The organism is Psychrosphaera haliotis (assembly GCF_039523615.1).
Classification (GTDB): Bacteria; Pseudomonadota; Gammaproteobacteria; order Enterobacterales; family Alteromonadaceae; genus Psychrosphaera; species Psychrosphaera haliotis.
Window position 1 is genome coordinate 33,457 of sequence record NZ_BAAAFQ010000001.1, and the last position, 20,003, is coordinate 53,459.

17 protein-coding genes are annotated in these 20,003 nt (G+C 39.1%); 9 read left to right on the top strand and 8 right to left on the bottom strand.

What is annotated here, in order from left to right; all coding sequences use genetic code 11:
- Positions 1–20: 20 nt before the first annotated feature.
- Together ABD009_RS00160 and gloB are read right to left on the bottom strand one after the other, a co-directional pair.
- Complete coding sequence (locus tag ABD009_RS00160) at positions 21–1,649, bottom strand: LysM peptidoglycan-binding domain-containing protein (RefSeq protein ID WP_343821826.1); 1,629 nt, start codon at positions 1,647–1,649, stop codon at positions 21–23.
- Between the two features lie 104 nt (positions 1,650–1,753).
- Complete coding sequence (gene gloB, locus ABD009_RS00165; protein ID WP_155693545.1) at positions 1,754–2,527, bottom strand: hydroxyacylglutathione hydrolase; 774 nt, start codon at positions 2,525–2,527, stop codon at positions 1,754–1,756.
- A gap of 69 nt (positions 2,528–2,596) precedes the next feature.
- On the opposite strand from gloB, the gene ABD009_RS00170 reads away from it, so the two are divergent.
- Positions 2,597–3,346 carry a class I SAM-dependent methyltransferase gene (locus ABD009_RS00170; RefSeq protein WP_343821830.1) on the top strand — a complete coding sequence of 250 codons (750 nt, stop codon included), beginning with the start codon at positions 2,597–2,599 and terminating at the stop codon, positions 3,344–3,346.
- Positions 3,347–3,411: 65 nt separating this feature from the next.
- Here ABD009_RS00170 and ABD009_RS00175 read toward each other — a convergent pair whose 3' ends face one another.
- On the bottom strand, positions 3,412–3,882 hold the full coding sequence (locus ABD009_RS00175; protein WP_155693541.1) for an acyl-CoA thioesterase: 471 nt from the start codon (positions 3,880–3,882) through the stop codon (positions 3,412–3,414).
- A gap of 236 nt (positions 3,883–4,118) precedes the next feature.
- Here ABD009_RS00175 and ABD009_RS00180 point away from each other — a divergent pair, with 236 nt between their 5' ends.
- Both ABD009_RS00180 and ABD009_RS00185 read left to right on the top strand, forming a co-directional pair.
- On the top strand, positions 4,119–4,871 hold the full coding sequence (locus ABD009_RS00180) for an electron transfer flavoprotein subunit beta/FixA family protein (RefSeq protein ID WP_155693539.1): 753 nt from the start codon (positions 4,119–4,121) through the stop codon (positions 4,869–4,871).
- On the top strand, positions 4,868–5,794 hold the full coding sequence (locus ABD009_RS00185) for an electron transfer flavoprotein subunit alpha/FixB family protein (protein WP_343821835.1): 927 nt from the start codon (positions 4,868–4,870) through the stop codon (positions 5,792–5,794). Before ABD009_RS00180 ends, ABD009_RS00185 begins: the two co-directional genes overlap by 4 nt.
- A gap of 21 nt (positions 5,795–5,815) precedes the next feature.
- Here ABD009_RS00185 and ABD009_RS00190 read toward each other — a convergent pair whose 3' ends face one another.
- Positions 5,816–6,268 (bottom strand): GNAT family N-acetyltransferase, encoded by a 453-nt coding sequence (locus tag ABD009_RS00190; RefSeq protein ID WP_343821836.1) that lies wholly within the window; start codon positions 6,266–6,268, stop codon positions 5,816–5,818.
- Entirely contained in the window at positions 6,262–7,023 is a 762-nt protein-coding gene (locus ABD009_RS00195) for a hypothetical protein (protein ID WP_343821838.1), read from the bottom strand. Before ABD009_RS00195 ends, ABD009_RS00190 begins: the two co-directional genes overlap by 7 nt.
- Before the next feature lie 203 nt (positions 7,024–7,226).
- Here ABD009_RS00195 and cysB point away from each other — a divergent pair, with 203 nt between their 5' ends.
- Positions 7,227–8,201, top strand: coding sequence for an HTH-type transcriptional regulator CysB (gene cysB, locus ABD009_RS00200; RefSeq protein WP_343821841.1), 975 nt, complete (start codon positions 7,227–7,229; stop codon positions 8,199–8,201).
- A 55-nt stretch (positions 8,202–8,256) separates the two neighbouring features.
- On the opposite strand, the gene ABD009_RS00205 is transcribed toward cysB, so the two are convergent.
- Complete coding sequence (locus ABD009_RS00205) at positions 8,257–9,480, bottom strand: NupC/NupG family nucleoside CNT transporter (protein ID WP_425543056.1); 1,224 nt, start codon at positions 9,478–9,480, stop codon at positions 8,257–8,259.
- Positions 9,481–9,770: 290 nt separating this feature from the next.
- Between ABD009_RS00205 and ABD009_RS00210 the strand changes: the two genes are divergently transcribed.
- The gene (locus ABD009_RS00210) at positions 9,771–12,038 is read left to right on the top strand and encodes a TonB-dependent receptor (protein WP_343821844.1); all 2,268 of its coding nucleotides are present in this window, start codon (positions 9,771–9,773) and stop codon (positions 12,036–12,038) included.
- Between the two features lie 96 nt (positions 12,039–12,134).
- On the opposite strand, the gene pyk is transcribed toward ABD009_RS00210, so the two are convergent.
- Positions 12,135–13,571 (bottom strand): pyruvate kinase, encoded by a 1,437-nt coding sequence (pyk, locus tag ABD009_RS00215; protein ID WP_343821846.1) that lies wholly within the window; start codon positions 13,569–13,571, stop codon positions 12,135–12,137.
- A gap of 310 nt (positions 13,572–13,881) precedes the next feature.
- A complete protein-coding gene (locus tag ABD009_RS00220; protein WP_155693520.1) occupies positions 13,882–14,730 on the bottom strand; it encodes a MurR/RpiR family transcriptional regulator in 849 nt (282 codons plus the stop codon).
- A 288-nt stretch (positions 14,731–15,018) separates the two neighbouring features.
- On the opposite strand from ABD009_RS00220, the gene zwf reads away from it, so the two are divergent.
- From zwf to ABD009_RS00240, 4 genes are read left to right on the top strand one after another with little or no spacing between them, the layout of a single operon-like run.
- Positions 15,019–16,488, top strand: coding sequence for a glucose-6-phosphate dehydrogenase (gene zwf / locus ABD009_RS00225; RefSeq protein ID WP_343821849.1), 1,470 nt, complete (start codon positions 15,019–15,021; stop codon positions 16,486–16,488).
- Positions 16,489–17,187 carry a 6-phosphogluconolactonase gene (pgl, locus tag ABD009_RS00230; RefSeq protein WP_343821852.1) on the top strand — a complete coding sequence of 233 codons (699 nt, stop codon included), beginning with the start codon at positions 16,489–16,491 and terminating at the stop codon, positions 17,185–17,187.
- Positions 17,188–17,203: 16 nt separating this feature from the next.
- On the top strand, positions 17,204–19,021 hold the full coding sequence (edd, locus tag ABD009_RS00235; protein WP_343821855.1) for a phosphogluconate dehydratase: 1,818 nt from the start codon (positions 17,204–17,206) through the stop codon (positions 19,019–19,021).
- A 7-nt stretch (positions 19,022–19,028) separates the two neighbouring features.
- The gene (locus ABD009_RS00240) at positions 19,029–19,982 is read left to right on the top strand and encodes a glucokinase (RefSeq protein WP_343821857.1); all 954 of its coding nucleotides are present in this window, start codon (positions 19,029–19,031) and stop codon (positions 19,980–19,982) included.
- The last annotated feature ends 21 nt before the right edge of the window (positions 19,983–20,003 follow it).

Sequence of the window (20,003 nt, forward strand, 5' to 3'; positions counted from 1 at the left end):
AGAGCCGGTTTAAACTTAGTTTAACTTCTTGTAACGTCAACAAATAATTTGAGGGCCTGACCAGGCTGCAAGTACTTTTTAGTATCCAATTTGTTCCATTTTGCAATGTCTGTCACATTAACTTTAAATTTTTGAGCAATTCGAGCTAATGAGTCGCCATTTCGGACTTTATAAGTTACTTTTCGAACTACGCCGTTTTGTTTTTCTGAGGTAGGCGTTTTAGTCCATATCGCTAATTTTTTACCTGGCTTAAGCGGGTCTGTTGGTGCCATGCCGTTCCATTTAGCAAGGCTTCTTAAGTTAACCTTATAGGCTTTACTTATGTCCCATAGCGTATCACCGCTTTTTACAATATAAGTTTCTTTGGTGCTAGAACCACGCTTTTTATTCTGGGTTTTAACTAATCTATTGTCAGCTGTTAACTTATAATTATCAATAGCTTGTGACGAGGTTGGTACCATTAGAGCTTGTTTAACTCTAATCATATTACCTTTTATCTTATTTATATCTCTTAACGCGGCTATAGATACTTTGTGTTTTGCAGCAATGCCGCCTAACGTGTCACCAGATTTCACTACGTACCGAGTCCAAGCCATGCGCTCAGAGTCACTTAATGCATTTAAATTCGCTTTAAAGCTCTCTGCCTTATCGATTGGTACGATGAACTTATGTGGACCATTTGGGTCGGTAGCCCATTGATTGTAGCCCGGGTTCATTTTATGAAGCTCGTTAAGTTCCATATCTGCTAGCTCTGCAGCTTTAGCAATGTCGATTTGCTTTTTAGCATCTATTACTGAAATAGCAGGCTCATTAGCAATTGGATACCAACTCACCTTAAATTCTTCAGAACGTTTTAATAGATCAGATAGTGCCAATAGCTTAGGGACATATGCAGACGTTTCTCTTGGTAAATCAAGTGACCAGAAGTCAGTCGGTAAATGCCTTTTTCGGTTTCGTTTAATTGCTCTTAAAACTCGACCTTCACCGGAGTTGTAAGCTGCAATAGCATTTAGCCAATCACCATCTAGTGTCTTATGTAAAAAGGACAAATAGTCTAAAGCGGCTCTTGTTGAAGCTGCAACGTCACGGCGTCCGTCGTACCACCAAGTTTGTTTTAACTTAAAGCGATTACCAGTGCCAGGGATGAATTGCCATAAACCTGATGCTCTACCATGAGAGTATGCAAAAGGGTCAAAAGCACTTTCAACAATTGGAAGTAACGCAAGCTCTATTGGCATTTCTCTTTTTTCTATTTCTTCGACAATAAAATGAAGAAATGGTTCTGCTCGTTTAGCAACGCGAGTTATATAGCTCGGGTGTTTTGCATACCAGTTGCGTTCGGTGACTACTTGTCTATTTTGCGGAATTTCAATGGAAAGTTGGTAGCTGATTCGGTTCCAAACATCATCAAACTCCATAGGCTCTTCGTCTAAATCAATAGAACCTACTTCTGGTTGCAGTGCCGCCAGCGTTAATGCGTCTACAACTTCACTAGGGCTTGCTATTTTGCTCGGGCGGTTTGCGTTATTAAGGTTAGGGGCACTAACTACCATTTCCGTATCATTTGAAGCGATTGGTGTAGAGCTACAACCCGCAAGAGCAATTAACGCAGAGACTAAGATGACAATGTTATTTTTCTTTATATACATACAATTAAGGCACTTTTTAAATGGGGCGGCAAGGGTCGCACGCCGAAAATTACTGTTAATAATAACCTAAACCACTATGGGTAGCTAATGCATTGCTTATATTTCTAAAAATCGTCTTTCCATTTTCTCAAGTATGTGAAGGTTTCAAGTTCACTCGGTTGAAGTTGTAATTTATATTTATCTTTTATAGCGATTTGCAACTCATTGGTATGGCATAACAAAAATGGATTAATCGATTTCTCAACGGCAATAGTGGTTGGTACTGTTGGTTGGTTTTTCTCTCGCTTTAATTGAACACTGGTTTTAAATGTCTCTATGGCGCTGTTATTTGGCAAAACATGAGATGCAAACGTTGAATTAGCAAGTGTATATTCATGCGCGCAATAAACCTGCGAATTGTTTGGTAACTCACTAAGTTGTTTTAAAGAAGTTAACATTTGTTTGTGCGTACCTTCAAATAGCCTTCCACAGCCACTTGAAAAGAGCGTATCGCCGACAAAGATATTGGGTTTTGAATAATAGGCAATGTGGTCAATCGTATGCCCGGGCACTGAAATAACAGTAAAAGACATATCGCTAATAGATAGTTTTATTTCATCACCCTGTGTGCAAGGGTGGGTAACCATAGAAAATCTTTTAGTGTCTGGTCCAAATACCTTTGCGTCTGGGAAGTGTTCTAGAAGTTCCTGCACACCACCAATGTGGTCAGGGTGATGATGCGTCAGTAAAATTTCTTTAAGCTCTAGGTTTTGTTCTTGAAGCAGCTTTAAGACAGGTTTTGCATCACCGGGATCAACAATGGCCGCTAAATTCAATTCGTTTTTTAATAACCATAAATAGTTATCATTAAATGCAGGTATACGAACAACTGAATACATATTGGTTTCCTAGGCTTTTTTCGTTATAACTATATTAACTAATTGGAGTTCACAGTAGAAGAGGTACTTTTGAGGCCAGCATTAGACTATAAAACGTCGATTCTATTAGATGATTGGAGTTTAATCCCCAAGGGGCAATCATTACTGCATTCAGAACAAGCGATTATTGATGAGCGGTTAAACTACTGTTTTGGACAATACCTTTTAAAGATAGGGCCATTAAGTAGTGCAATAAAAACACAATCATGTGCAATCAATACTCAAATCAATATGTCATCAAAGCTTTCTACAAACCACAACACGGGAATTATAGGCGAATTAGAAGAGCTGCCTTTTTTAGAAAGCTCTATAGATGCTGTTGTGATGAATCATGTTATTGAGTTTACTTCCGATCCGCATCAAGTTTTACGTGAAATACATCGAGTTCTATTGCCAAATGGAAACTTAATCATAAGTGCGTTCAATCCAATTTCATTTTTAAGTGCTCACAAGCTGAATCCAAATAAACGATTTTTAGAATTTAAGCGTGGTCGTTTTTTCACAATTGGCCGGATAATAGATTGGTTACAGTTATTAGGCTTTGAAATAACGTTTGAAAAACGAACTTATTTTCCTTTTGAGTTTGCCTCAAACGATCAGTACGACCAAAGCTATTTAGCTGATTGGGCTCAACGGTTATTTCCCTGGTCTGGTGGTTCTTGTGTGCTAGTTGCGAAAAAACGAGAATGGCCACTTACACCAATAAGACCAAGAGTAAAGTATAAAACTGTCTTTAACCCAGCGGTTAGGACGGGTTCGTTTAACAACCGAAACTCCTGAAGCGCAGAACCAATAGCTGAAAATTAGGTTCTGTATGGGGTTTGGGCTTTACACTTATAAAACAGTTAACTGTTATTTAATTTAGCTTCCGCTTCAATTGATAAGTCGCGCATATTAATTGCGTATTGTTGTAAACGTTTATCGAGTTTTGTTTTTGGCTCCCAAGCCTCTACCAAAACCTTATCGCCATCCGCGTCAACGGCAATAAAGGTAATGATGCAATGATTTGTTTCTAACGGGTTGCTTAGCTTAGGATCAGTTGCCTTAACACTTACATAAATATGCATGCTGGAATTTCCAGTATGGACTACTTTAGCTTCTACGGTTACTAAGTTACCCACTAAAACGGGTCGAACAAACCTTATAGCGCCAACGGAAACGGTAATACAGTATTTACCGCTCCAGCCAGCTGCACAGGCATACGCCGCTTGGTCAATCCACTTCATTACAACCCCACCATGAACTTTACCGCCAAAATTGACGTCAGTAGGCTCAGCTAGAAAACGAAACTCAACCGCTCGACTTGGTTTATGCATATTTTTTCCCCTTAATTACCTTTAATTGTGGTCGCAAATTTAAAAATTGCTATATTTTTAAACAAATTAACGAGAGGGTTGTCGGATATACAATATTCTTTACAGAAAACCGCGTAATACTGTTTGGTTAAAGTTGACGTTTACGTTAACTGATATTAAATTGTCTGCCATAAAATAGATAATCAAACCTATACTATGAAAGCGACCACGCTACGGTATAAATTTTGGGAGAAGATATGAAGATCCTAGTGCCTATTAAAAGGGTAATCGATTACAACGTTAAAGCTCGTGTAAAAGCCGATAATTCGGACGTTGATCTAGCAAACGTAAAAATGGCAATGAATCCGTTTTGTGAAATTGCTGTTGAAGAAGCGGTTCGCTTAAAAGAGCAGGGCAAAGCTGAAGAAGTGATTGTTGTATCGATTGGTGACAAATCTTGCCAAGAGCAGTTGCGTACAGCATTAGCCCTAGGTGCTGATAGAGCCATTCAAATTGATTCTGATGCGAAACTTGGTTCTCTTCAGGTAGCGAAATTACTTAAAGAGCTAGTTGATAAAGAACAACCTAATTTAGTTATCTTAGGTAAACAATCAATAGATTCTGATAATAACCAAACAGGCCAAATGCTAGCTGCATTAACAAACTTACCTCAAGGTACGTTTGCTTCAAAGGTTGATTTAGAAGCTGATAAAGTGCAAGTAACAAGAGAAGTTGATGGCGGTTTACAAACGGTTTCTTTGAGCCTTCCTGCTATCGTAACTACTGATCTTCGCTTAAATGAACCTCGTTATGCATCATTACCTAACATCATGAAAGCTAAACGTAAACCATTAGAAGTTATACCTGCGGCTGATTTAGGCGTAGAACTAACGAGCAAAGTAAAAGTATTAAAAGTTGAAGAGCCTTCTCAACGTGGTGGCGGCGTTATTGTTGAATCAGTAGCTGAGCTTGTTGAAAAGTTAAAGAATGAAGCAAAGGTGATCGCATGAGCATTTTATTAGTTGCAGAACATGATAACAGTGAACTGAAAGTAGATACGCTAAAAGCTGTTAACGCAGCATCAAAAATTGGTGGTGATATTACTGTTTTAGTAGCAGGTCTAAACTGTTCAGGCGTAGCTGATGAAGCAAGTAAGATAGATGGCGTAAGCAAAGTATTGCTAGCTGACAATGCCGCTTATGAGCATAGCTTAGCAGAAAACTTAGGTGCCCTTGTTGTTGACTTGGCAAGTGACTATTCTCACATCCTAGCGCCTGCAACTACTACAGGTAAGAACTTTATGCCTCGCGTTGCTGCGTTGCTAGATGTTGAACAAATTTCTGACATTATTTCAGTTGAAGGTTCTGATACATTCACACGACCTATTTACGCAGGCAACGCAATTGCGACGGTTCAATCTGAATACGCTAAAAAAGTAATTACCATTCGTACTGCTGCTTTTGATAAAGCTACATTAACGGGAAGTGCTGAAGTTGTTTCAATTGGTTCTGAGCAAAACGCCGGTTTATCATCTTTTGTATCTCAAGAGTTAACAGAGTCTGAACGACCTGAGCTTACTGCGGCGAGTGTTGTTATCTCTGGTGGTCGAGGCATGCAAAACGGCGAAAACTTTAAGCTACTAGATGGTATTGCTGATAAGTTAGGTGCCGCTGTTGGTGCTTCTCGTGCTGCAGTAGATGCAGGCTTTGTACCTAACGATATGCAAGTTGGTCAAACGGGTAAAATTGTTGCACCAGACTTATACATAGCCGTTGGTATCTCAGGTGCTATTCAGCACTTGGCCGGTATGAAAGATTCAAAAGTAATTGTTGCTATTAATAAAGACCCAGAAGCGCCAATTTTTCAGGTTGCCGACTACGGTTTAGTGGCAGACTTATTTGAAGCGTTACCAGAATTAGAAACGTCAATCTAACGTTTAGGCATATAAAAATAATTAAAACCTAACCATAAGCGTTAGGTTTTTTTTTGCACTTAATTTGGCGAGCTCAGTCGGAATTTGATGGCAAATTTTGAAGTTTAAGGAACGATAGAACTCAATTAAGTTATCTTCACATAAAGTATAAAGAGGGAAGGTTGTTATAAGCTTTTCAGTATAAGACGTTATTAACCAACCTAACTTCTTTTGTCGGTATGCAGGGGCTACAAATAAACTACGGAATAAATAAAGGGGAGCTTGCTGAGCTCTTAAATTTCTAATAAGTGCAACACCAGCTATATGATGTAACGCCAAGGTATTATCACTCTTGGCGTTTTCAGTTGACCTCGCAATAACGATTAAGTCACTGGAGCAAGCGTTTACATTTTGTTTGTGCTTTTTATAAAACTGATTGATTGGCTTTTGAGACGCTTGATTATAAACCTCAATAACCTTACCGGAAGTTACCACTTTTTCTTAGGCGCAAATAAAGCATCTAAATCGTCATTTTCTTCTGACTGTTTTTTCTTAACATCATCAAGGTTTGCCGACTTTAAATCTTTAGCAATTTGAGAGAGCAACTCTTCAATTTCACCCAATCGGGTAATTATATATTCGTCTGCGTAGTTTTGTTTTTCTAAGGTTAATTTAGCTTTTTCAAAATATTGACGAGCTGAGCCGCTCATATTTTTGCCCATTGCAACCTTACCGCGACGCATTTGTGTTTCGATATTAATCTTTAGTTGTAACTTTTCGAATTTTTTATCTTCTTTAACAAAAATCTCACTGGAAATTCGGCCCTTACCATGCTCTGATCTAAGTATAATACGGAACTTCTTAATTCCTTGAATAATGCCTATCAGCTGTTTTTCATTTTCAGGAAGAGTCATTGTCTCTGCGTCACCCGCAGCAAAGTCACCAGAGTTGATTTTGGTTTGTACTTGTTGAATTCGGTTGCCAACTTCTTTATTACCGGGCGTTAACTCTTGCATACCTTTTAGGGCGCTAAGCTCACGATTGAGAAGGATGGCATAGCCTTCTTTTGACAATGGGATACCCGCCGCATTTTGCACAGCTTCTTCTGTTTCGTCGATAATTGCTCGAAACTTTATTACTTCCCTACGACGTTCTTCTTCTTGTTTTTTCTTCTGCTGTTGCATTGTGTTTGTAACTACAACGATAACAACTAAACCAAGAATCAAGCCAACGATGATGGCAAAAAGCATAAATAATCCTTAAATTGGCTGGCCACACTAAAAATTCATAACACTAACAAGTATCTATCTTAGACCAAATGTCACTATCTTTGCATAGTAAACAAATTTTTTACGTTAGGGTAGTGATATAACTTTGAACATGTATAAAAATTTATGGAATAAATGATACATTATGTATATATTTTTAGAATAAGTAACCTTGGAACTATTAAATGAAACTCCAGCAACTGAGATACATTGTAGAAGTGGAAAACCACAACTTAAACGTTTCTGCTACTGCCGAAAGTTTGTTCACATCGCAACCCGGTATAAGTAAGCAGGTGCGCATGCTAGAAGATGAGCTTGGCGTACAAGTATTTGGTAGAAGTGGCAAACACCTGACCCACGTTACACCTTCTGGTCGAGAAATCATTGAATTATCAAGAGATATTCTAAGTAAAGTAGAAAGTATAAAACAAGTCGCAAAAGAACATACATTACCAGATCAAGGTAAGTTGAACGTTGCCACAACTCATACTCAAGCAAGATACGCACTACCTAATGTAATACAGGGCTTTATGGATAAATACCCAAAAGTATCCTTACATATGCATCAAGGAACTCCATCGCAAATCAGCGAAGCGGCCGCGAAAGGTGATGCTGATTTTGCAATTGCTACCGAAGCTTTACATTTATACAATGATTTAGTCATGCTGCCTTGTTATCACTGGAACCGATCTATCGTAGTGAAAAAAGATCACCCTTTAGCTAAATTGAAAACAAAACTACAGTTAGAAGATATTGCTCAGTATTCATTGGTAACCTATGTATTTGGTTTTACTGGTCGTTCGGAATTAGACAAGGCTTTTGCGGAAGAGGGCTTACAGCCTAAAATTGTATTTACAGCGACGGATGCTGACGTAATCAAAACTTACGTACGATTAGGTGTCGGAATAGGTGTAATCGCGACAATGGCAATGGATGATACCGATACAGACCTAGTGACTATTGATGCTTCTCATATTTTTGAAGCTTCAACAACAAAGATTGGGTTCAGGAAAGGTAGCTTCCTGCGAGGTTATATGTATGACTTTATAGAACGGTTCGCGCCTCACTTGACAAAAGATCGTGTTGAAAAAGCATGTTTGTTGAAGAACCAAGATGAAGTCGATGAAATGTTTAAAACATTACCTCTGCCAATTAAGTAAAATTTAGATATAAAAAAAGGAGCCTAGGCTCCTTTTTTATTTTTAAGTAAATTTATTACGCGAGAGACACAAATAAACCAGCAATAGCTGCACTCATTAGGTTTGCTAACGTAGCCGCTAATACAGCTTTTAAGCCTAACTCTGCTAAGTCATGGCGTCTTGATGGCGCCATACTACCAACACCACCTATTAGTATTGCAATTGATGACAAGTTGGCAAAACCACACAAACCAAACGTCACAATAACTTGCGTCATTTCACTTAAATCGCTTTTGTAATTAAGGAAATCTAAGTAGGCAACAAATTCATTTAGTATAAGTTTCTGACCTAAGAATGAGCCGGCTATTTGCGCTTCAGACCATGGTACCCCAACAATAAATGCGATTGGGCTAAATAGGTAACCTAAAATCATTTGAAGTGTTAGCTCTGGGTAGCCTATCCAGCCACCAATTCCGCCAAGAATACCGTTCACTAGTCCAATCAAAGCAATAAATGCAATTAACATTGCTGCAATTGATATTGCGAATTTAACACCTTCGCCAGCGCCATCAGCAGCTGCATCTATTACGTTTACGTGACCAGAACTTTCTAGTTTTAGCTCAGCTAATTCGTTTTTAGGCTCTTCCGTTTCAGGTAAAATCATTTTAGCCATTAGTAATCCGCCAGGAGCAGCCATAAAGCTTGCTGCTATAAGGTACTTAAGCTCAATGCCAATACTTGCTAAACCAGCTATGATTGCGCCAGCAACTGTTGCCATGCCACCTACCATTACCGCAAAGAGTTCTGAGCGAGTCATGGTTTTTAAGAAAGGCTTTACTACTAGGGGTGCTTCAGCCTGTCCAACAACAATGTTGGCTGCAGCACACATAGACTCTGGTTTACTGGTGCCAGTAATTTTTCGTAATGCACCACCAAATACACTTACTAATTTACCCATAACACCTAGGTAATATAGAACGGCTATTAGAGAAGAGAAGAATACAATTACAGGTAGAATATGTACCGCAAAAATAAACCCTAATTCTTTTCCGCCAATCTTGTCACCAAACATAAAGACAATGCCGTCTGTTGCATAGTCAAAAACGGTAGAAAGTGTTTGAGATACATTTAGTAATATATCTTTACCAGGTTCCCAATATAAAACCATCGCACCTAACAAAAACTGCAATAAAAACGCACTTATAACGGTTCGTTTATTTATTGCTCGACGGTTAGTGGACAAAGCAAATGCTAATACCAACAGAACAGTGATCCCTAATAAACTTCTTATCCAATCAATATCCACAAACACTTGCTCCTAACAATTTAGATATTATTTTTCACGGTGCGTGATCATAGGGAGATTATGAAATGATTCAAGCGTTTTATTGGATTTTAGTGAAATTTATCACTATATATGTAACAGATATGAAAATTTTATGACAAACAAGATAAATAAACGCTAAACAAATATTACTAAATCACATACAATGCCCTTGCTTATATCTTGTATTAGTCATCTCATACGATGAGTTGTTTAAGTAATTGATTGATATAAAAGACATCTAACTAAATCTTCAGGATAAATTTATGAAAAAGGCTGCATTAGCACTTAGCATCCAAGCTGCATTACTAGCGTCGTTATCGTTTAACGCGAACGCTCAAGAAAATGCCCAAGAGCAAGATGATGCAAAACTTGAAAAGATCACTGTGACGGCTCTTAAGCGAACTCAGTCTATTCAAGATGTTCCAGTTTCAATTGCGACTATGTCAGGTGAACGTTTTGAAAATACGTTTTCATCAGGCGATGATATTTTATCATTAGCAGCGCGCGTTCCTGGTTTATACGCAGAGTCATCTAATGGACGAGTTGCTCCACGCTTTTATATGCGTGGCTTGGGTAACTCAGATTTTGATTTAGCAGCTTCACAACCAGTATCTATTATTATGGATGACGTGGTTATGGAGAATGTTGTATTAAAAAGTTTCCCATTATTTGACATTGACCAAGTAGAAGTTATTCGTGGTCCGCAAGGTTCTTTATTTGGACGCAATACCACAGCAGGTATTATCAAGTTTACAAGCCGTAAACCAACTTCTGATTTTGATGCCTATGTTAAAGCAGGTATGGGAAGTTTTGGACTGGTTAATTTAGAAGGTGCGGCTGGCGGTCAAATCGCTGAAGATCTTAATGCTCGTCTTTCTATCTTAGATCAATCTAAAGATGATTGGATTGATAATGCATTCACTGGTGAAAAAGATGCATTGGGCGGGCATGATGAATCTGCTTTTAGATTTCAACTAGCCTATAACCCAACTGAAGATTTAGACATTCTTTTTAATTATCATGATCGCTCTTTAAAAGGCACATCTTCTGTAATGAGAGCAAACATACTTACCACGGGTAGCAATGAGCTAAATGCTAATTACGACCGTGATAAAGTATTTTATGATGATGGCGATAACAACCCTCAAGAATACGATCAAGATGGTTGGAGCTTAAATGTAAATTATGATCTTGGCGCTTATATGCTGACTTCTATTACAGCAATGGAAAATGCAGATGGCCGCAGTAAAGGTGATATAGACGGCGGTTATATTTGTGCAGAAGGACAAATGAATAGCTTCTGTACTGCTGATAACCGTAATGGCCCAGGATTCATTCCATTTGGCGCTATTACAGAAGACAGACTTAACGATTTAGAACAGTTCACACAAGAGATTCGTATTGCAAGCAACGGCAATGATCAATTAACGTGGCAAACAGGTTTATTCTACTTTGACTCCTCGTTTGGTGTAGAGAGTGTAGATGGATTCTTCGGAGCTACTGAAGTATTCCATGAAAATACGACGTGGGCGGTATTTGGTCAGTCTACTTACGCAATTAACGATGATTTAACAATTATAGGTGGACTTCGCTATACCTATGATGAAAAGTCAATTAGTGTTGGTAAACAAAATGAAAACGGCTTCGCAGTAGTTATAGGTGCAGCCTCAATCCAAGATTATGAGCCATTAGACGTTGATGACGGTCAATGGTCGTGGGAAGCAATGGCTAACTATACTGTTGATAATAACATGAGTGTTTATGCTCGTTTATCAAATGGTTTCCGTGCTCAATCTATCCAAGGCCGTGACGTGGCGTTCGAAGGATTCCCATCAGTAGCTGAAGCTGAAACAATTATGTCTTATGAAGCTGGTTTCAAAACAGACTTGCTTGATAACACATTACGTTTAAATGGTGCTGTATTCCATTATGTTATTGATGACATTCAGTTAACTGCAGTTGGTGGTAATGGAAACAATGTTGGTTTAACTAATGCTGGTAAAGGCGTTGGTACTGGCTTTGAAATTGACTCAGAATACCGAGTTAATGAAAACCTAACTGTTACAGCTGGTTTCTCGTTCAATGACACGGAATTACAAGATAAGAATCTACTTATCTCTACCTGTGGTTCAGGTGCATGTACACCAACCGATCCTTTAAATGAAGATGGCGCAGCATATGTAGACGGAAACCCGTTCCCTAATGCTCCAAAAACTATCTTTACAGCAACAGCACGTTATTCAATGCCAATTGCTGATGAAGGAGAGTTGTTTATTTACTCTGATTACTCACATCAAGGCGACACAAATCTATTTATTTATGAAACAGAAGAGTACAAAACTGACGGTCAATTTGAGCTAGGTTTACGTATTGGTTATGTTCATTATGATTTAGATTTAGAAGTTGCTATTTTTGGTCGTAACATTACAGACGAAGATAACCTGAAAGCTGGAATCGATTTCAATAACAATACTGGTATTGTTAATGAGCCGATGAGCTGGGGTATCGAAGTTAAGAAGAACTTTTTCTAAGTCCTTTTAAACGAATAAAAAAGCCCAAACATTTGTTTGGGCTTTTTTGTATATGCTCAAAGAGTAACAACAATTAGGTTGTTACACCTTGTATTATTATACGGTCATGATTTTCATGGTGTTTGTTGCGCCAATCGTTTCCATTTTGTCGCCTTGAGTTAACATCACTAAATCACCTTTTTTAAGTCTACCTTCGGCAAGTAACTCTTTGAGGGCTTCTCTTGCATCGTCTTCAAACTGTGTAGAGTCAAAATTACAAGGGTAAACACCTCTGAACAATGCACAGCGATTCAATGTTTTTTCATGGCGTGACATTGCATAAATAGGTAAGCCTGAGCTGATACGAGATAACAATCTAGCCATACCGCCAGACTCGGTTAAAGCCACAATCGCTTTAATGCCTTTCATATGATTGGCCGCGTACATAGTTGCCATGGCAATAGTTTCTGAAACATTATCAAACTGAACGTCCATACGATGCTTGGAACTTAAAACACTCGGGTGCTTTTCTGCTCCTAGACATACGTTTGCCATCGCTTTAACGGTTTCTACTGGGAAGTCTCCCGCCGCTGTTTCAGCCGATAACATGACTGCGTCAGTGCCATCTAAAACAGCATTTGATACATCCATAACTTCAGCTCGTGTTGGCATTGGACTCGATATCATTGACTCCATCATCTGAGTCGCCGTGATAACTGCTTTGTTTAGCTGTCTAGAACGGGCAATTAGTTTTTTCTGAACGCCGACTAACTCAGCGTCACCTATTTCAACACCAAGATCACCTCGGGCAACCATAATTACGTCAGATGCTGAAATAATATCGTCAATAGCTTCATCAGTAGCGACGGTTTCTGCACGTTCAACTTTTGCGACAATTTTAGGCGCAAAACCAGCTTCTTTAGCTAATTTTCGTGCGTATTCTAAGTCGGCTCCGTTACGTGGAAAAGACACCGCTAAATATTCAACCCCAATTTCAGCTGCAGTTAATATGTCAGCTTTATCTTTGTCTGTTAGTGCAGGGGCGGTAAGGCCTCCACCTTTGCGGTTAATTCCTTTGTTATTTGACAAAGGCCCAGCAACGGTAACTTCAGTAAAAACTTTCTCGCCTTCTACAGACTCAACTTTTAACTGAACGCGACCATCATCAAGAAGTAATAAGTCACCTGGGATTACATCTTTAGGTAAGTCTTTGTAGTCTATAGAAACTTGGTTTTTGTCTCCATCATCTTTGCCCATTGAAGCATCAAGAACAAACTTATCGCCTACAGAAAGGTAAATTTTTCCTTCTTTAAAACGAGATACTCGTATTTTTGGACCTTGTAAGTCCCCTAAGATAGCAACATAAGTGTTTAATTTTTTTGCGACTTCACGAACACGCAAAGCACGATCTATATGATCTTGTGCAATGCCATGGGAAAAGTTAAGACGAACTGTATTTACGCCACTTGCGATGATTTGTTCTAACACGTCATCTTTATCAGTAGCGGGACCTAAAGTTGAAACGATCTTTGTTCTTCTCAATGCGTTGGTCATGTAATGGAAACTCCAAGGGTTGATATACAATTTTTATGTAATTTTATTACATTTTGAAAGAATAAAATAAAATTACAAGGGTTTATTCGCATCTTAGTGAATAAATATTACAAAATTACTAATAGTGAATTATAGAACATATAAAGACTTTAACGGCGAAGTTTTAAAGTAGGGCGACAAGAGTATGGTTTTGGCAGAAGATGATGCTAGAGAATCGTAGCATTTTGATTTATATGTATTTAGAGAATAAATAAAAAGGAAATTGCAGGTACTAATATATTTAGACCTGCATTGTGCTGAATAAAGTTGATCAGTCTCTCTTATCAAATCGTGATGGACGAAGTGAATCTTTTACTTTTTTCAGGTTATCTCTAAATTTTGGACCACGTCGCAACGTGAAGCCAGTAGCTAAAACGTCAATAATAACGAGTTGTGCAATTCTAGAAGCCATTGGCATATATAAGTCTGTGTCTTCAGGTACATCAGGACTTAGACAGATATTACATTCTTTTGCCAAAGGAGAGTCTTTTGACGTTACGCCAATAACCGTTGCGTCATTTTGACGAGCAATCTCTGCAATCTCAACGAGTTGTTTTGTTCTGCCGGTATGAGAGAACAACATAACCACATCACCCTCACTACTATTCATGCAGTTCATACGCTGCATTACAATATCTTCAAAACAGTTTACCGGGACATTAAAGCGGAAAAATTTGTTTAATGCATCTTGAGCTACAGAGGCTGAGGCACCTAACCCGAAGAACGAAATTTTCTTAGCTTGCGTTAGTATATCCACTGCTCGATTAACCTGTGAGATATCAATACTTTTGCGAGCGCTGTTTAAAGAGGCCATAGTAGATTCGAATATTTTAGCGGTATATTCTTCAGGACCATCGCTTTCATCAACGTGTCGGTTAACATAAGGTGTACCGTTGGCTAAGCCTTGAGCCAAGTGCAACTTAAAATCAGGAAATCCCTTTGTATCTAATCGACGACAGAAACGGTTGACTGTAGGTTCACTAACATCAGCTATTTTTGCAAGTGTCGCAATACTAGAATGTATCGCTTGCTCAGGGTTATCAATGATAACTTCGGCTACTTTACGTTCAGACTTACTAAAAGTAGTAATCTGTAAGTTTATCTTTTCAAGAATATTCATTCTTATTCCTTAAATCTTTACAAGCCTTTAATACACTATTGTTAGAAGTTAATAAAATCCTGCCACATTATGCAAAATACAGGTTAAAATTAGGTAGCAGTTTTAATAACTCGACTTTATGTAATGTATTAGAAATTAATTACCAATTAAAAACAACAAAATTAGTTAAAATTTCACTTTTATGTAAAAAAATTACAACTTTCGGGTTTACATTGCCTGCATTAGTTCGATAGCATTAGACCTATGTAGTTTAATTACAATAAACTGACCATCTTATTGGAGTTTCAAATGGCAAAAAAGCTAAGCCATAAGCCTTGTGATTTAGTTCTGTTCGGTACCAAAGGCGATCTTGCTCGTCGTAAATTAATTCCATCTTTATATAAGCTAGAGCGCTCCAACCTTCTTGCTGACAATACAAAAATTGTTGGTATTGCAAGGGATGAGTTGGATTTAGATGGTTACAAAAAGGTCGTATCAGACAGTTTAGAGCAGTTTTTAAAAGAGCCTGTAGACGAAGAGATTAAAGAGAAGTTTCTTGAAAGGCTTCAATATTGTCAGGTTGACATGACCGTAGCAGAAGACTTCAAAGGTATTAAAGACGTTGTAGACCAAGAAAATAGGACTATGGTGAATTACTTCTCTACACCACCGTCTGTGTTTGGGGCTATTTGTGAAGGGTTGGATACAGCCGGATTGATTAATAAAGAAACTCGAGTAGTGGTAGAAAAGCCAATTGGCCACTGCTTAGAGTCATCAAAAGTAATCAACGATAAAATTGCAGAACACTTTAACGAAGATCAAATATACCGAATTGACCACTATTTAGGAAAAGAGACGGTTTTAAACCTTCTTGTACTTCGTTTTGCTAATGCCATATTTACTAATAACTGGGACCATGAGTGTATTGATCATGTTCAAATATCGGTTGCCGAGTCAGTTGGCGTTGAAGGCCGTTGGGGCTATTACGATGACGCAGGTCAGATGCGTGACATGGTACAAAACCATCTATTACAAATATTGTCTCTGTTGGCCATGGAGCCGCCGGTAGATGTGAGTGCAGACAGCATTCGAAATGAAAAATTAAAAGTCCTTAAAGCTCTCAGACCAATTACGACTGATAACGCGGGTGATAAAACGGTTCGTGGCCAATACACCTCTGGTTTTGTTAATGGTCAAGCGGTACCTGGTTATTTGGAAGAAGAGGGTGCTAATACGGACAGCTCAACGGAAACCTTTGTATCCTTGCGAGTTGATATTGACAACTGGCGCTGGGCAGGCGTTCCATTCTACCTGCGTACTGGTAAACGTTTGCCGGTTAAAGGCACTGAAATTGTAATTCACTTTAAAGAACTACCTCACAACATCTTTAAAGAAACGTATAAAACACTTCCTGCTAATAAATTAACAATTCGCTTACAACCAGACGAAGGCGTGGAAATCCACTTAATGAATAAAGTGCCTGGTTTAGGTGAGAAGATGGAGCTTCAGCAAACTAAGCTTGATTTAAGTTTCTCGGATACGTTCAAAGATGATCGTATTGCGGATGCATATGAACGCTTAATGCTAGAAGCGATGTTAGGAAATCAGTCGTTATTCGTAAGGCGAGATGAAGTTGAAGCCGCTTGGTCTTGGGTAGACGGAATACTAGACGCTTGGGATAAATCTAATGAATCACCTAAATCCTATTCAGCTGGTTCTTGGGGCCCTGTGGCATCAATAGCAATGTTGGCAAAAGATGATAGAGAGTGGGACGAGTAAATGAACGCTACGATAAAGAAATTTGAAAACTCAGCTCAACTTAACGAACAGTTTGTCGCTGAAATAATAGAAAAACTAGCCAGTGGTATTAAAAATGACGGACGCGCTAGTTTATTAGTATCCGGTGGCAATACACCAAAACCTTTGTTTACGGCGCTAACCAGTACGAACATAGATTGGTCTAAAGTTGATATAGCCTTAGTTGACGATCGCTGGGTACCACTTACCGATTCAGCTTCAAATGAAACAATGGTCAAAGAGTTTTTATTAAAGGGCAATGTTGCTAATGCAAACTTTGTTGGTATGAAAACAACGCACTCTGAAGCGTTTGATGCTGTGGAAGAAGTGACTAGAAACCTAGCAAATATAAAAACACCTTTTGATGTTGTGATTTTAGGTATGGGCGAAGATGGTCATACAGCTTCTATTTTTCCATGTTGTGAACAGCTCGATGATGGCCTTACAACGTTAAAACCTATTCTTGCAACTCAACCTACAACCGCGCCTCATCAGCGTATGACCTTTAGTAAATCGGCGTTGTTAAATTCAAAACAACTATATTTACACTTGGTTGGTGGCAATAAAGAGCAGGTTCTAAATGCAGTTGCAGCAGAAGCTGACGTTCGCAAGGCACCAATAAGTGCATTTTTAAATCAAACTGACGTCCCTATGACGGTCATGTTAGCTAGCGCCAAGTAGGTAGTTAGGAGATATAATGAATAAAACAATTCAACAAGTTACAGATAGAATTATTGAGCGTAGCAAGGCAACACGAAAAGCTTATTTAGCAAAAATTGAGCGCGCTCGTGAGCATGGTCCACATCGAGGTGTGTTGTCATGTGGCAACTTAGCCCACGGTTTTGCAGCCTGTAATACATCACAAAAACAAGATCTTACTGCACTTACAAAAGCAAACGTTGGTATGGTTTCCGCGTACAACGATATGTTATCTGCCCACCAACCATATGAAGTTTATCCTGATAAAATCCGTAAAGCCGTTGAAAAAGTAGGTTCTGTAGCTCAGTTTGCCGGTGGTGTTCCAGCAATGTGTGATGGAGTCACACAAGGGCAGCCAGGTATGGACTTAAGCCTAATGAGTCGCGATGTTATCGCCATGAGTGCAGCGGTAGGGTTATCGCACAATATGTTCGATAGCGCCGTTATGATGGGTATCTGCGATAAAATTGTACCAGGCCTCGTAATGTCTGCTTTATCTTTTGGTCATTTACCATTTGTATTTATTCCTGCAGGTCCGATGGAGTCGGGTATTCCAAACAAAGAAAAAGCCCGTGTTCGTCAGTTATTTGCTCAAGGCAAAGTTGGAAGGGATGAATTACTAGAGTCTGAATCAAAGTCTTATCATTCTGCTGGCACTTGCACGTTCTACGGAACGGCAAACTCTAACCAGTTAGTTGTTGAAGTAATGGGTCTTCATTTACCAGGTTCTTCTTTTGTTAACCCTGGTACAGAGTTAAGAGAGGCTTTAACTGAAGCTGCCGCAATACAAGCGACTCGAATTACTGATCTTGGCACTGAATATATGCCAATTGGTCACATCGTTGACGAAAAGTCAGTGGTGAACGGCATTGTTGCTTTACTTGCAACAGGCGGCTCAACAAATCATACAATGCATTTGGTTGCTATGGCTAAAGCGGCCGGCATCATCGTTAATTGGGACGACTTTGATGCATTATCATCAGTAACCCCTTTGTTAACTAAAATATATCCAAATGGCCAGGCCGATATTAACCACTTCCAAGCAGCTGGCGGTATGGCACTATTAATCAAAGAGTTATTACGAGGTGGTTTCATCCACAATGACGTAAACACAATATGTGGACACGGTTTAGATAAGTACACTAAAGAACCAGCCATTCGTGATGGAAAACTAGTGTGGATAGACGCGCCTGAAAAATCGTTAGATCCGGACGTATTGTCAACTGTTGAAGCGCCATTCAAAGCAGACGGCGGATTAAGTGTCCTTGATGGTAATTTAGGTAGAGCCGTTATCAAAACTTCAGCACTTCGCGAAGGCCGAACAGTAGTAAAGGCACCTGCAGTTGTATTCGAAAGTCAGCATGATTTAGATGGTGCGTTTCAGGCAGGTGATTTAGATAAGGATTGCGTTGTTGTAGTTAGGTATCAAGGGCCAAGAGCGATAGGTATGCCTGAGCTACATAAATTAACGCCTCCACTAGGTGTACTGCAGGACAAAGGCTTTAAAGTTGCACTAGTGACAGATGGTCGAATGTCTGGCGCATCTGGTAAAGTACCAGCGGCTATTCATTTGTACCCTGAAGCGCTTGACGGTGGTTTGATTGCTAAGGTTAACAATGGCGATTTAATAGAAATTGATGCGGAAAACAATGTAATAAAATTGCATGTTTCAGAAGAAGAGTTAGCTAAACGAGTTGTAGTACCAAAGGATTTAAGTGCAGAGCGCGAAGGAATGGGTCGTGAAATGTTTAATGGCTTGAGGCAGATGTTAACTACATCTGAGGAAGGTGCTAGCTGTGTTTTTCACGAGGCTTAGAAATCAAATGTCATTTTATGCTTTAGTCGCAGATGTAGGCGGCACAAACATTCGCCTCGCGATTGCGAATTTAACAGATTTATCAATGGATCATGTGCAAACTTATCGTTGCGCAGATTTTGCGAAAATAGATGATGCTATTGAACAGTATCTATCGTTTATAGAAACAGAAATCCATTTTGCTTGTATCGACGTTGCCTGTCCGGTGACAGGTGATAAAGTTGACCTAACAAACAACCACTGGTGTTTTTCTCAAAAAAAGCTAGCTGAAAAGTTTGGTTTTGAAAAGCTTTACGTGATTAATGACTTTACGGCTATCGCTATGGCGATTCCGTCTTTAAGTGAAGAGCAGAAAACGAAAATTGGCGGTAAAGAGCCAGCAGAGCATAAGCCTATTGCTATTTATGGCGCTGGTACTGGTCTTGGGGTTGCCCATCTAGTCTACAGTGGTCAAAAGTGGATTGCATTAGGTGGCGAGGGTGGGCACGCTGATTTTGCCCCTACTGATGCCGAGCAAGTTGCTATTTTAGAGCACCTTCAACACAAGTATACAACGGTATCTGCGGAGCAATTGTTATCTGGTTTAGGCTTAGCGCAAATTTACCAAGCATTGTGTTCTATCAATAATCAACCAGAACAAAACTTCCAACCAGCTGACATAACAACGCACGGTATTAACAATACTGATGAAATGGCGGCGAGCGCAATGCGAGTGTTTTGTCGCATTTTAGGGAGTTTTGGTGGGAATTTGGCACTTACTATGGCGACATTTGGTGGCGTTTATATTGCCGGCGGTATTGTTCCTCGTTTTATTGAATATTTAAAAGTTAGCGAATTTAGAGCCAGTTTTGAAGCAAAAGGGCGTTTCCAACCTTACGTATCTGGAATTCCAGTATATGTAGTGACGGAACCGCAACCTGGCTTATTAGGCTGTGCTGCATATCTAAAGCAAGAGCTTTAAGCACAGTACTTTACTAAGATT